Below are 13,858 nucleotides of genomic sequence, written 5' to 3'. Positions count from 1 at the left end.
GCATGAATTCTGCTGACCGTCCGGGCAATGCCCACGGTAGCGAATGCAAGCAGATCGGGTTTTTTGTTTTCAAGGAATCTCTATGACTGCTGGCCTGCAAGGCTCGTTGATGGTGGACGTCGCCGGTACCTGGCTGACGGCTGAAGATCGCCAATTGTTGCGTCAGCCCGAAGTGGGCGGCCTGATCATTTTCGCCCGCAATATCGAGCATCCACGCCAGGTGCGCGAACTGAGCGCCGCGATCCGCGCGATTCGTCCGGATCTGCTGCTGGCGGTGGATCAAGAGGGCGGGCGTGTGCAGCGCTTGCGTCAGGGTTTCGTCCGTCTGCCAGCGATGCGCGCCATCGCCGATAACCCGAATGCAGAGTATCTCGCCGAGCAATGCGGCTGGATCATGGCCACCGAAGTGCTGGCGGTCGGGCTCGATCTGAGTTTCGCCCCGGTGCTGGATCTGGACTATCAGCGCAGCGCCGTGGTGGGCACCCGTTCCTTCGAAGGCGATCCCGAGCGCGCAGCCTTGCTCGCCGGTGCATTCATTCGCGGCATGAACAGCGCCGGCATGGCCGCCACCGGCAAACATTTCCCGGGACACGGCTGGGCCGAAGCCGACTCCCATGTGGCGATTCCGAACGACGAGCGCAGTCTCGACGAAATCCGCGCCAATGATCTGGTGCCCTTCGCCCGTTTGAGCAAGCAGCTGGCCGCCGTCATGCCGGCCCACGTCATCTATCCGCAAGTCGACTCGCAGCCCGCCGGTTTCTCCCGACGCTGGCTGCAGGAGATTCTGCGCGGCGAGTTGCAGTTCGATGGCGTGATCTTCAGCGATGATCTGTCGATGGCCGGCGCCCACGTGGTCGGCGACGCTGCCAGCCGCATCGAAGCCGCGCTGAGTGCCGGTTGCGATATGGGCCTGGTATGCAACGACCGCGCGGCAGCCGAGCTGGCGTTGAGTGCCGCCCAGCGTATGAAGGTCAAGCCTTCCGCGCGCATCGCGAAGATGCGCGGTCAAGCCTTCGCCAGTACCGATTATCGTCAGGACCCGCGTTGGCTCACCGCCCTCGGCGCGCTCAAAGACGCTCAACTGATCGATTAAGGATTTTTTCGTTATGACCGTTTACGCAATCATCGGTGGCACTGGCCTGACTCAGCTCGAAGGCCTGAGCATTCGCCAGTCGCTGGCAGTCGACACCCCTTACGGCGCGCCTTCGGCCGAGGTGCAGATTGGTGAATACGCCGGCAAGGAAGTGCTGTTCCTCGCCCGTCACGGTCACCCGCATCGTTTCCCGCCGCACAAGGTCAACTACCGCGCCAACCTGTGGGCGTTGAAGCAGGCGGGTGCCGAAGCGATCATCGCCGTAAATGCCGTTGGCGGGATCCATCCGGCCATGGGCACCGGGCATTTCTGCGTGCCGCACCAGATCGTCGACTACACCAGTGGGCGCGAGCACACCTATTTCGCCGATGATCTGGAGCACGTCACCCACATCGATTTCAGCTTTCCCTACAGCGAGCCGTTGCGTCAGCAACTGATTGCCGCGATCGCCGCCGAAGGCTGCGAATACAGCGATCAAGGCGTGTATGCCTGCACCCAGGGTCCGCGTCTGGAAACGGTCGCCGAGATCGTGCGACTGGAGCGTGACGGCTGCGACATCGTCGGCATGACCGGCATGCCGGAAGCGGCGCTGGCGCGTGAGCTGGATCTGGATTACGCCTGTCTGGCGCTGGTGGTGAATCCTGCAGCCGGCAAGACCACCGAAGTCATCACCATGGCCGAAATCGAGCAGGCCTTGCACGATGGCATGGGCAAGGTGAAATCAACGTTGGCGCGAGTGCTGGTCAGCTAAGGACTGTCCATGAGCATTTTCATCGAGCGGCTTAAAGGGCTGACATGGACCCACGCATTCAGTAGCAAGGCGTTGGCCAAGGCCCGCGCTTATGCCGCCGATGACCGGGTCGAGATCCTCGAGATCGATGACAGGAAGATCGAGGCGTTCTGCGTCGGTTCGCAACTTCAGGCCTATGAGCAAAGCATTTATCTGTCCGAAGATCGGCTGGGGTCCGTAAACCTGCGTTGCCTGTGCAGCTGTCCTGTTGCAATCGACTGTAAGCACAGCGCGGCGGTGATCTATCACCTGCTGGGCACGGGTGAGGATGCGTCTGACAATGATGCACAGATCCCGTTGGGGCGAGCGCTCGAGCATTGGCTTTCAACAATTCCCGTGCCGGCCAAGCCCGCTGAAGAAAGTGCGCAAACCGCAGGCACGCGTCTGTTTTACAAGCTCAAACCGACGTCTGCGAACGGCAAGTGGCTGCTCGATATTTTCAAGGTCTATCAGCTCAAGAGCGGCGAGTTACGCGAGGTCAAACCGATGTACTCGCTCGCGGAAATGCTCATGCGCCAGCCGGGCTACCTGTCCGAACTGGATCTGCGCATCGCCCGGCTGTTGGTCGCCATGCATTCCCATCACGCCTATTACAGCGGCTATCCGCTGGAAGGCAGCAGTGGCGCCGAACTGCTGGAAATGCTCCTGCGCACCTCGCGGCTGTTCCTCGATTTCGAAGACCTGCGAGCGCTGACACCGGGGGCGAAACGCGTGGGTCAGTTCTCTTGGGCTGAGCAGGCCGATGGCGGATTCCGCGCGCAATGGAGCAGTGCCGAAGCCGCGCAGGAAACCGTGCTGGCGCTGGAGCCGCTTTATTATCTTGATCGCGAGCAGCGCCAGGTTGGCCCGCTGTTCACTGAGCTGGAAGAAAAGCTCGCCTGCCATTTGACCCTGGCGCCAGACGTTCCGGCGCGTCAGGCCATGCAGTTCAGCCATCGCATGAGCGCGGCGACCCAAATTGCGCCACCGCACAAGCTCACCGAACGGATCATCGATGACGTGCTGCCGCAGCCGCAACTGACCCTGGTCAGCGGCCGAGAACGCTCGCGCTGGGAATATGTGCTGGAGCACCGCGCCGCTCTGCTGTTTACCTACAACGGTCATCCGGCGGTGGATCGCAACCCGGAAGTGATGATCCTCAACGGCAGCGAAACCCAGCGCATTCAGCGTCAACCGGCGCTGGAAAAGAAGCTGCGCCAGAGCCTGCAAAAACATGGCTTCAAGAAAGCCACGCGCAAGAGTGCAATGGATCGTCCCGGTGAGATGTTTACCTTGCCGGATGATTCCGCCTGGCTCGGGTTCATGCACGAAGGGCTGGCCACACTGCGCGCCGCAGATTGGAAAATCGAGATCAGTCCCGGTTTCCATTTCGATGTACAACCGGTTGAACAGTGGTACGCCGAGGTCGAAGAAGAGGCCACGCATCAGTGGTTTGATCTGCAGTTGGGTATCGTCGTCAACGGCGAGCGCTACAGCTTGCTGCCGATCCTTCTGCACCTGTTGCGGACCCAGCCGCGCTTGCTCGACCCGGTCAATCTGGCGCAGCGCAGCGATGATGAAAAACTCCTGATCGAGCTCAAGCCCAGCGGTTTTGGCGACCCGGCCGGCGCCAAGGTCGCGTTGCCGCTGAGTCGGGTCAAACCGCTGATGGCGACGCTGGGCGAGCTGTATCTGGGCGGACACCAGGGCGATGCGCTGCGCTTGACCGCTCCAGACGCCGCACGCCTGAGTATGCTCGATGGCGTACCGCTGGACTGGCAGGGCGGCGAACGTCTGCGGACCTTTGCCAAGCGCCTGCAAAATTCCAGTCACGCCCACATCGCTGCGCCGGCCGGCCTCAACGCGCAATTGCGCCCGTATCAGCTCGAAGGCTTGAACTGGATGCAGACCCTGCGCGAGCTGGAGGTCGGCGGCATTCTGGGCGATGACATGGGCCTGGGCAAAACCCTGCAGACACTGGCGCATCTGCTCACCGAAAAACACGCCGGGCGCCTGGACTGTCCGGCACTGGCGGTGATGCCGACCAGCCTGATTCCCAACTGGCTCGACGAAGCCGAGCGCTTCACGCCGCAGTTGAAAGTCCTGGCGCTGCACGGCACCGGGCGGCAGAAGGACTTTGCCAATCTCGCCGAATACGACTTGGTGCTGACCACTTACGCATTGCTGCCCAGGGATCTGGAGATCTTGCAGCCGCAGCCGTGGAGCGTGCTGATTCTCGACGAAGCGCAGAACATCAAGAACCCGCTGAGCAAAGCCGCCCAGGCCGCCCGTGACTTACAGGCCCGTCAGCGCTTGTGTTTGAGCGGTACGCCGCTGGAAAACCACCTCGGTGAGCTGTGGTCGCAGTTCCATTTCCTCATGCCCGGCTGGCTCGGCGACAGCAAATCCTTCAACCGCGATTACCGCACGCCGATCGAGAAGCACGGCAATGTGCAGCGCATGCAGCACCTGACCGCGCGCATCAAGCCGTTTTTGCTGCGGCGCAAGAAGGATCAGGTCGCCACCGAGTTGCCGCCGAAAACCGAGATCATCCACTGGGTCGAACTCAGTGATGGTCAGCGCGACGTCTATGAGACGGTGCGCGTGGCGATGGACAAAAAGGTCCGCGACGAAATCGCCCGCAGCGGCGTGGCGCGCAGTCAGATCATCATCCTCGATGCGCTGCTCAAGCTGCGTCAGGTCTGCTGCGATCTGCGCCTGGTCAATATGCCGCTCACGGCAAAGGCGTTGCGCTCGGGCAGCGGCAAGCTGATCAGCCTGATGGAGATGCTCGAAGAATTGCTCGGCGAAGGGCGGCGCATTCTGCTGTTTTCCCAATTCACCTCGATGCTGGCGCTGATCGAGCAGGAGTTGCAACAGCGCGGTCTTGCCTACTCATTGCTGACCGGCGACACCACCGATCGGCGCACACCGGTGAGGGATTTTCAGAGCGGCAAGGTGCCGTTGTTCCTGATCAGCCTCAAGGCCGGCGGCACCGGTCTTAACCTGACGGCGGCGGACACGGTGATTCACTTCGATCCGTGGTGGAACCCGGCAGTGGAGAATCAGGCGACTGATCGGGCGTACCGGATCGGGCAGAACAATCCGGTGTTCGTCTACAAGTTGATTGCCAAAGGCACCGTGGAGGAAAAGATCCAGGCGTTACAGCAGGAGAAAGCGGCGCTGGCCGGGGCGGTACTGGAGGGTGGCACGACTGGGGGATTCAAACTGGAACAGAGTGATATCGAGGCGCTGTTTGCGCCTTTGCCGGTTTCCAGAGATTGAAGGGTTTGAATCGCGGTGGGGCCATTCGCGAGCAGGCTCGCTCCCACATTGGATCTCGAGCGAATCTGGATTAATTGTGGGAGCGAGCCTGCTCGCGAAAAGCTATCTAACTAGCAACGCCGCTTTCAGCGCTTGTCGATCTTGTCCGGCAACGGCGCAAACAGCGCTTCAATATCATCGCTCTGCAACTTCCAGTCCCCGGCCTTGCGCCCATCGAGCACGCCCGCTGCCAGGTCAGACTTTTCCTTCTGCAGGTGCTGAATTTTCTCTTCCACTGTGCCCCGGGCAATCATCTTGTAGACGAACACCGGTTTTTCCTGGCCAATGCGATAGGCCCGGTCGGTGGCCTGATTCTCGGTTGCCGGGTTCCACCACGGGTCGTAGTGAATCACCGTATCGGCTTCGGTCAGGTTCAAGCCGACGCCACCGGCCTTCAGGCTGATCAGAAAAATCTGACGCGTGCCGCTCTGGAATTCCTTCACCGGTGTGCGCCGGTCGCGGGTCTGACCAGTGAGGAGGGCGTAAGCGATCTTGCGTTTTTTCAATTCCTCTTCGATCAATGTCAGCATCGAAGTGAATTGCGAGAACAGCAGAATCCGCCGGCCTTCTTCGAACAGTTCCTCAAGCATTTCCATCAGGCTGTCGAGCTTGCCCGAGGTGCTGCCGCGCGCGGGCAGGGTGGCGTCGTTGACCAGGCGCAGATCGCAGCAGACCTGGCGCAGCTTGAGCAGTGCTTCGAGGATGATGATCTGGCTGCGTGCCACGCCTTTGCGGGTGATCTCGTCGCGGACCTTCTTGTCCATTGCCAGGCGCATGGTCTCGTACACGTCGCGCTGCGCTTCGTTGAGTTCGACCCAATGGATGATTTCGGTCTTCGGCGGCAGCTCGGTTGCGACCTGCTCTTTGGTGCGGCGCAGCAGAAACGGTTTTATCCGACCGTTGAGGTGTTGCAGTCTGACTTCACTGCCGCGCTTTTCGATCGGCACACGGTAATCGGCATTGAAGCTTTTCACGTCGCCAAGCCAGCCCGGTAACAGGAAGTGGAACAGCGACCAGAGCTCGCCCAAGTGGTTTTCCAGCGGCGTGCCGCTGAGGCACAGGCGCTGGCGCGCGTTCAGTTCGCGCGCGGCCTGAGCGGCTTTGCTGTTGGGGTTCTTGATGTATTGCGCTTCGTCCAGCACCAGCACGTGCAGCGGCTGTTTGGCCAGGCGCTCAAGGTCCTTGGGCAATAGGGCGTAAGTGGTGAGGATCAGGTCGAAGTCGGCCAGATTGTCGAAGTGCTTTTTTCGCGTCGCGCCGTACAGTGCGAGGACTTTCAGTTGCGGGGTGAAGTGCGCCGCTTCATCTAGCCAGTTCGGAATCAGGCTGGTCGGCATCACCACCATGCACGGACGATCAAGGCGTCCGGCGTTCTTCTCGCTGAGAATATGCGCCAGGGTCTGTAGGGTTTTGCCCAGGCCCATGTCGTCCGCGAGAATGCCGCCGACTTCGAGTTGTCGCAGCGATTGCATCCAGCTCAAACCTTCGAGCTGATACGGGCGCAGCGTTGCATTCAGACCTTGCGGCGCTTCGGCCGTGAAATCGCGGATGTCGCGCAGGCGCTGGGCGAAGGTGCGCATCTGCTCGCCGCCTTCCCACAACAGCGGCAGGCCTTCCAGCGAATTGAGCCGGGTGGCGTCAGCCTTACTCAGGCGCAGCGTTGTTTCGCCCGGCTCCTGCAAATAGAACTCGCCCAGCGTCATCAATACCGGCTTCAAGCGACCGAGCGGCAGCGCCACTTGCAACGGTCCATGCTCGCTGGTGCGTTGCGGAATGTTGACCAGAATCAGCTCGTCATCGCGACGGCGGGCGAGGCGTTCCGGGTTGAGGATCTCGGTGTGCGAGCGCATCAGATTCAGCAGAATCGGCAGCAGGCTCAGGCGCTCGCCGTTGACGATGATGCCCAGCTCCAGATCGAACCAGTCGCGTTCCGGCGCCTGTTCGACGGTGGCGTACCAGTCGTCGACGGCGGTCAGGTCGAAACCGAATTCCTCATCGATCTGCAACTCCCAGCCCTGGCTGCGCAACTTCGGCAAGTCATTCAGGGTGAAGGTCAGCCAGGCGCTGTCATTGACCATCTCGTAGAGTTCGCCGGCGCTTTCCGGCAGGGCTTTGCTCTGCCTTGTGGCGATGCGGAAACCGAGGATGCGTAACTGTTCGCGGTAGGACTGTTCGACATCCGGGTGGCGTTTTATCCGCAGGGTCTGGGCTTCCTGACGGATCAGGATATCGCTGTGTTTTTGCCCGCTGACGTATTCGTCCAGATAGCTGAACGACAGCGCCGCGCGGTGCTGAATGTAGCGCTGCATCTTGCCGTTGCGCGGCTCGAAGGCGCTGAACTCGACGCTCGCCAGCCACAGGCGCGGCACCGGCTGCACGTTGTCCACCAGCACTTGCGGTGGCGCTTTCGGGCTGCGGTTTTCCAGCACGGCCTGGAGCTTCTCCAGCAGCTCGGCATCTTTAGCGGCGGCGGGGTAATCGAGGGTTTCCTGGATTTTCAGCAGCACCGCCGCGCAGTGTTTGCAGTTGCTGCGCACCGGACAGGTGCAGGTGGCGTCGACCAGCAACAGCGTCGCTTTGGCTGACTCGCGCAGATGGATGGTCTGCCGGTAGACACTGCCGCCAGAACCTTCGCAACTGGCGGTGATGGTCGCATCGCCGACCTGGGCGATGCGCACTCGATTCTCCAAAGCGTAGCGGCGGCCGCGCTCCAGACTCTGTTCTTTGAATCGGCTGACCCACGACGGGGCCAGCGGTTTGCTCAGGGGCGGCGGCATAAGGACTTCGATCAGTCCGGCACGACTTCAGGCGCTTCGCGAGGCGCTGGCGCGGTCAGGGAAGTGATCTTGATCAGCAGGGCCAGGTGGCCGTTGTCGAGGTAATTGAGCTGGCCGTTCTTGGTGTGGCTGTCCTGACGCAGGCGCTCACTGGCAGTGACCAGGCCATTGGCGTCGATCTGATTGACCCAGAAATCGGCGGTCACGTCGGTGAAGCGGCCGAGTTTCATTTCCAGCGTGCCCTCGATGGGGAACTGGCCGAACTGTTCCTGACCTTCGCTCACTGCGACTTTCGCCGGTGCTTCGCCGAGGCTCTGCTGCCAGGCTTTGTGCATCAACACGGTGTACTCGCCGCTGGCGGTGAGTTTGTTCACTACATCATTCAGCGCTGGGGTGCGCTGGCTGTCGCTGCCCAGACGCTGGGCGCCTGCGGCCCAGTCTTCCGGGGCGGCGCGGCTGACGATGGCCGGGACGGCATTCTGGCGCACCAGGATCATTTCGACCTGATACGTGTCATCGGCAAACGCCGTCGGTGCTGCAAGTGCAAGCAACAAAGTCAGGGAGCGGAACAGGCGCATCGGGCGTCCTTCAAGCGGATTTCGGGATGAGACGCTCAAACAGCGCCTCGACAGTATTGAAACGTTCTTCCGGGCGCTCCATCGGCACCTGGAATTTAAACATCGTCGCGCCTTCGAACTTGTAGCGCTTGGGCTGCGTCTGGATCAGCTTGATCAGGGTCATCGGGTCAACCGGCGTCTGCGCTTCGAACTCGATGCGTCCGCCTTGCGGCCCGCCGTCGACTTTCTTGATGCCGAGCTTTTCCGCCTGCAATTTCAACGCGGTGATCCGCACCAGGTTCTTGGTCGGTTCCGGCAACAGGCCAAAGCGGTCGATCATCTCCACCTGCAGGTCCTTGAGGCCTTCCTCGTCGGTGGCCGAGGCGATGCGTTTATACAGAATCAGCCGCGCATGCACATCCGGCAGATAATCTTCCGGAATCAGCGCCGGCACCCGCAGATTGACTTCCGGGCCGCCACCCAGCGGTTGATCGAGGTTCGGCTGCTCGCCCTTGCGGATCGACTTCACCGCGCGCTCGAGCATTTCCATGTACAGGGTGAAACCGACGGCCTGAATCTGCCCGCTCTGACCGTCGCCGAGCAGTTCGCCTGCGCCACGGATTTCCAGATCGTTGGTGGCCAGCACGAAACCGGCGCCGAGGTCCTGGGTATTGGCGATCGCTTCCAGACGTTTTTCCGCGTCCGAAGTGATTTGCTGGCGCGGCGGTGTCAGCAGGTAGGCGTAAGCCTGGTGGTGACTGCGGCCGACACGACCACGCAACTGGTGCAGCTGGGCCAGACCGAACTTGTCAGCGCGCTCGATGATGATGGTGTTGGCGCTTGGCACGTCGATGCCGGTCTCGATGATGGTCGAGGCGATCAGCACGTTGAAGCGCTTGTGGTAGAAGTCGCTCATCACCTGTTCGAGTTCACGTTCGCGCATCTGCCCGTGGCCGATACCGATGCGCGCTTCCGGCACCAGTTCGGCGAGGTCGGCGGCGCACTTCTCGATGGTCTTCACATCGTTGTGCAGGTAGTAAACCTGACCGCCACGCAGCAGTTCACGCAGCAGGGCCTCTTTGACCGTGCTCTTGTTCTGCTCCATGACAAAAGTGCGCACCGACAGGCGCCGCGCTGGCGGCGTGGCGATGATCGACAGATCGCGCATGCCCGACACCGCCATGTTCAGCGTCCGCGGAATCGGCGTCGCGGTCAGGGTCAGGATATCGACCTCGCTGCGCAGGGCCTTGAGCTGTTCTTTCTGGCGTACGCCAAAACGGTGTTCTTCGTCGATGATCACCAGCCCGAGGTTTTTGATCTTCACATCATCGGACAGCAGCTTGTGCGTGCCGATGACGATGTCGATCTTGCCTTCCGCCAGATCGGCGATCGCCGCGTTGACTTCCTTGGCCGATTTGAAGCGACTCATCACTTCCACGGTCACCGGCCAGTCGGCGAAGCGGTCGCGGAAGCTGTTGTAGTGCTGCTGGGCGAGCAGGGTGGTCGGCACCAGAATCGCCACCTGACGACCGCCGTGCACGGCAATGAACGCGGCGCGCATGGCCACTTCGGTCTTGCCGAAGCCAACGTCGCCGCAGACCAGGCGATCCATCGGTTTCGGCGCGAGCATGTCTTCGCGTACCGCCTCGATGGTGGCTTGCTGATCGGGTGTTTCCTCGAACGGGAAACCGGCGCTGAAGGTGGCGTAGTCGGCCTTCGGGTCGGCGAAGGCGTAACCTTCACGGGCGGCGCGACGGGCGTAAATGTCGAGCAATTCGGCGGCGACGTCACGCACCTGCTCGGCGGCCTTGCGCTTGGCTTTCTGCCAGGTTTCCGAGCCGAGGCGGTGCAGCGGCGCGAGCGAATCGTCGCTGCCGGTATAGCGCGCGATCAGGTGCAGGTTGGCCACCGGTACGTAGAGCTTGGCGTTCTCGGCGTATTCGAGGGTGAGGAATTCGGCGGCCTGATTGTCGATTTCCAGGATCGTCAGGCCCAGGTAGCGGCCGACGCCGTGATCGATATGCACCACCGGCGCGCCTTCACGCAGTTCGGTGAGGTTCTTGATCACCGCATCGTTGCTGACGTCGCTGCGCTTCTCGCGGCGACGACGTTGCATGACCCGTTGGCCGAACAGCGGACTTTCCGCCACCAGCGCCAGCGCCGGGTCGTCGAGCAGCAGACCCTCGTCGAGCGGGGCGATGGTGATCGCCAGACGATCCTTGCTGGCGACGAAGTCCGGCCAGCTGTCGACGGTTTTCGGCCGCAGCTTCAGACGTTCCAGCAGTTCCAGCAGGACTTCGCGACGACCCGCCGATTCAGCGGTGAACAGCACGCGCCCGGGGAATTCTTCGAGGAACCCGGCCAGCGCCGCCAGCGGTTGCGTGGCCTTGGCCTCGATGGCCAGATCCGGCAGCGCATGTGCCGGGAAGCGTTCACGGCCGACGCCGCTTTCAACGTCCTGTTGACTGGCAACGACCCGTGGCCAGTTCTTCAGGCGCGCAAAGCAGTCTTCCACCGGCAGGAACAATTCGGCCGGTGGCAATAAAGGACGCGATGGATCGACGCGGCGTTCTTCGTAACGATTGCGCACGTCGTTCCAGAAGTTTTCCGCCGCCTGCTCGATGCCCGGCAGCGAGAACACTTGTGTGTCCTGAGGCAGGTAATCGAACAGCGTCGAAGTTTCGTCGAAGAACAGCGGCAGGTAGTACTCGATACCGGCCGGGGTGATACCGCTGCTCAGGTCCTGAAAGATCGGGCAGCGGCGGAAGTCGACGTCGAAGCGCTCGCGAAAGCGCGCCTTGAAGCGGGTGACTGCGTCTTTCTGCAACGGGAATTCGCGGGCCGGCAGCAGCTTGACCGACTCGACCTTGTCGATTGAACGCTGGGTTTCCGGATCGAAGGTGCGCAGGGTTTCGATTTCGTCGTCGAACAGGTCGATGCGATACGGCAGTTTGCTGCCCATCGGGAACAGGTCGATCAGCGCGCCGCGTACGGTGAACTCGCCGTGCTCGTACACCGTGTCGACATAGCGATAGCCGCTGGCTTCGAGCCGCGCGCGCATCTGTTCGACGTCGAGCTTCTGGCCGATATCCAGCACCAGGCTGCTGCCGAGCAGGAACTTGGTCGGCGCCAAGCGATGCAGGGCGGTGGTGATCGGTACCACCAGCACGCCGTGGGCCAGTTCCGGCAGGCGATACAGGCTGGCGATGCGCTGGGAGATGATGTCCTGGTGCGGCGAGAACAGGTCGTAGGGCAGGGTTTCCCAGTCGGGGAAATGCAGTACGGGCAAATCCGGGGCGAAGAAACTCAGCTCCTGTTCCAGCCGTTCGGCGCTTTGGCTGTCGGCGGTCAGCAGCAGGGTAAAGCGCTTGGCAGCGCTGGCAGCCTCGGCAATCGCCAGGCTGAGGGCGGCACCGGGCAGATTGCCCCAGTGCTGTTTACCTGCTTCGGCAGGGAGTAACGGTAGACGCAGAACAGGCACGGAAGGTTGAGCTCCAGGCGTTGCGACAAAGTCGGTAATTGTAGCGGCCTCCGGTGCCGCCTGTCAGTTGCAGACTGCGTCTATCTTCACGGTTTGGACGAAATGTAGTGGTAACCATAAAAACGAGCACTTTTTTCATGGTTATGTAGTGCCGAAACCGGGTGGTGTTACGGAGGGTTACAGACATCGTCTAACAGTCGTCGAAAAATTGACTGCGCTGAAAGCCCCGGTTTTACTGGGCTGGAGAAAGGCGTAAATTTTTTGAACGGGATTTTGTTACCGATTGCGCGACAAGCGCGCATTGCTGAAAGGGCTTGTCGGCGGCATAATGTAGCCCCTTTTTTCTGCCCCTACATGTGGAAGGTTACCGTGACTCAGAAGCCCGACCAGTGTCTTGGTGAATGGATCGACCGTGAAGCACTCGCAGAAGCGATGATTCCGCTTATCGGTCAGCTCTACCGCAATAACAACGTGGTTAGCTCGATCTATGGCCGCAGCCTGATCAACCAGTCTGTCATCGCGATTCTCAAAGCTCACCGCTTTGCTCGCCACCGTTCTTCCGACGACAGCGAACTCTCCGTCCACGAAACATTCCCACTGCTCAAGGCCATGAGCGAGCTCAAGCTTGGCGCGGCGTCGGTGGATCTGGGCAAGCTGGCGTTCAAATTCCGTAACGAAGGCAACGGTCGCAGCGCCGAGCAGTTCGTGCGTGAAGAGATGGCTGACGTGGTTGGCCAGCAGAACGCCTCGGCCCGCAAAGGCACCGACGTTGTTCTGTACGGCTTCGGTCGTATCGGCCGTCTGCTGGCGCGCATCCTGATCGAGAAAACCGGTGGTGGCGACGGCCTGCGTCTGCGCGCCATCGTCGTGCGCAAAGGCGCCGAAAACGACCTGACCAAACGCGCCAGCCTGCTGCGTCGCGATTCGGTACACGGTTCGTTCAACGGCACCATTACCATCGACGAAGAAAACAACACCATCACCGCCAACGGTAACCTGATCCAGGTGATCTACGCGAAGAACCCGACCGAGGTGGATTACACCCAGTACGGCATCAAAGACGCGCTGCTGGTGGACAACACCGGTGTATGGCGTGACGCCGATGGCCTGGGTCAGCACCTGGCCTGCCCGGGTATCGATCGCGTTGTTCTGACCGCGCCTGGCAAGGGCAAGCTGAAGAACATCGTTCACGGCATCAACCACGGTGAAATCACCGCTGACGACAAGATCGTCTCGGCTGCTTCCTGCACCACCAACGCCATCGTGCCGGTGCTCAAAGCGGTCAACGACAAGTTCGGCATCATCAACGGTCACGTCGAAACCGTTCATTCGTACACCAACGACCAGAACCTGATCGACAACTTCCACAAGGGCGATCGCCGTGGCCGCAGCGCCGCGCTGAACATGGTGATCACCGAGACCGGCGCCGCTACCGCTGCTGCCAAGGCTCTGCCTGAGCTGGCCGGCAAGCTGACCGGTAACGCGATTCGTGTTCCGACGCCAAACGTGTCGATGGCCATTCTCAACCTCAACCTTGAGAAAGCCGCCACCCGCGAAGAGATGAACGAGTACCTGCGCTACATGGCGCTGCACTCCGAGCTGCACAAGCAGATCGACTTCGTCAATTCGCAGGAAGTGGTGTCGACTGACTTCGTTGGCTCGCGTCACGCCGGTGTAGTCGACGCTGAAGCGACCATCGTGCAGGACAACCGTGTCGTTCTGTACGTCTGGTACGACAACGAGTTCGGCTACAGCTGCCAGGTGGTTCGTGTGATGGAAGACATGGCTGATGTGAATCCGCCAGCGTTCCCGCGCTAAGCTTCAGGCTTGAATGAAAACGCCCCGGCATTTTGTCGG

At 61.1% G+C, this 13,858-nt stretch carries 7 protein-coding genes; 4 read left to right on the top strand and 3 right to left on the bottom strand.

The genetic code is table 11. The features are described 5' to 3' along the window. Positions 1-94: 94 nt before the first annotated feature. The 3 genes from nagZ to ACZ9BE_RS15490 are packed head-to-tail and all read left to right on the top strand — an operon-like array spanning position 95 to position 5,147. Positions 95-1,093 carry a beta-N-acetylhexosaminidase gene (gene nagZ, locus ACZ9BE_RS15500; protein WP_177434164.1) on the top strand — a complete coding sequence of 333 codons (999 nt, stop codon included), beginning with the start codon at positions 95-97 and terminating at the stop codon, positions 1,091-1,093. Between the two features lie 13 nt (positions 1,094-1,106). Further along, positions 1,107-1,844: an S-methyl-5'-thioinosine phosphorylase gene (locus ACZ9BE_RS15495; protein ID WP_476249663.1), complete on the top strand. Its 738-nt coding sequence runs from the start codon at positions 1,107-1,109 to the stop codon at positions 1,842-1,844. A 9-nt stretch (positions 1,845-1,853) separates the two neighbouring features. Next, complete coding sequence (locus ACZ9BE_RS15490) at positions 1,854-5,147, top strand: DEAD/DEAH box helicase (protein WP_476249662.1); 3,294 nt, start codon at positions 1,854-1,856, stop codon at positions 5,145-5,147. 125 nt (positions 5,148-5,272) lie between these two features. Here the strand turns inward: ACZ9BE_RS15490 and ACZ9BE_RS15485 are convergent, their stop codons facing one another. The 3 genes from ACZ9BE_RS15485 to mfd are packed head-to-tail and all read right to left on the bottom strand — an operon-like array spanning position 5,273 to position 12,001. Continuing rightward, positions 5,273-7,963, bottom strand: coding sequence for a DEAD/DEAH box helicase (locus ACZ9BE_RS15485; RefSeq protein WP_041477338.1), 2,691 nt, complete (start codon positions 7,961-7,963; stop codon positions 5,273-5,275). Between the two features lie 11 nt (positions 7,964-7,974). Next, positions 7,975-8,541 carry a CsiV family protein gene (locus tag ACZ9BE_RS15480; RefSeq protein WP_056791507.1) on the bottom strand — a complete coding sequence of 189 codons (567 nt, stop codon included), beginning with the start codon at positions 8,539-8,541 and terminating at the stop codon, positions 7,975-7,977. Between the two features lie 10 nt (positions 8,542-8,551). Next, the gene (mfd, locus tag ACZ9BE_RS15475; protein ID WP_024013632.1) at positions 8,552-12,001 is read right to left on the bottom strand and encodes a transcription-repair coupling factor; all 3,450 of its coding nucleotides are present in this window, start codon (positions 11,999-12,001) and stop codon (positions 8,552-8,554) included. 354 nt (positions 12,002-12,355) lie between these two features. Here mfd and ACZ9BE_RS15470 point away from each other — a divergent pair, with 354 nt between their 5' ends. After that, a complete protein-coding gene (locus ACZ9BE_RS15470; protein WP_016775482.1) occupies positions 12,356-13,819 on the top strand; it encodes a glyceraldehyde-3-phosphate dehydrogenase in 1,464 nt (487 codons plus the stop codon). The last annotated feature ends 39 nt before the right edge of the window (positions 13,820-13,858 follow it).

Source organism: Pseudomonas sp. TE9122 (assembly GCF_056278925.1).
This window is presented reverse-complemented; position numbering and strand designations above follow the sequence as displayed.

Coding starts and splice junctions, on each gene's coding strand:
- ACZ9BE_RS15470 (WP_016775482.1), top strand. CDS start 12,356: ATGTGGAAGGTTACCGTGACTCAGAAGCCCGACCAGTGTCTTGGTGAA.
- ACZ9BE_RS15490 (WP_476249662.1), top strand. CDS start 1,854: ATGAGCATTTTCATCGAGCGGCTTAAAGGGCTGACATGGACCCACGCA.
- ACZ9BE_RS15495 (WP_476249663.1), top strand. CDS start 1,107: ATGACCGTTTACGCAATCATCGGTGGCACTGGCCTGACTCAGCTCGAA.
- ACZ9BE_RS15485 (WP_041477338.1), bottom strand. CDS start 7,963: ATGCCGCCGCCCCTGAGCAAACCGCTGGCCCCGTCGTGGGTCAGCCGA.
- ACZ9BE_RS15480 (WP_056791507.1), bottom strand. CDS start 8,541: ATGCGCCTGTTCCGCTCCCTGACTTTGTTGCTTGCACTTGCAGCACCG.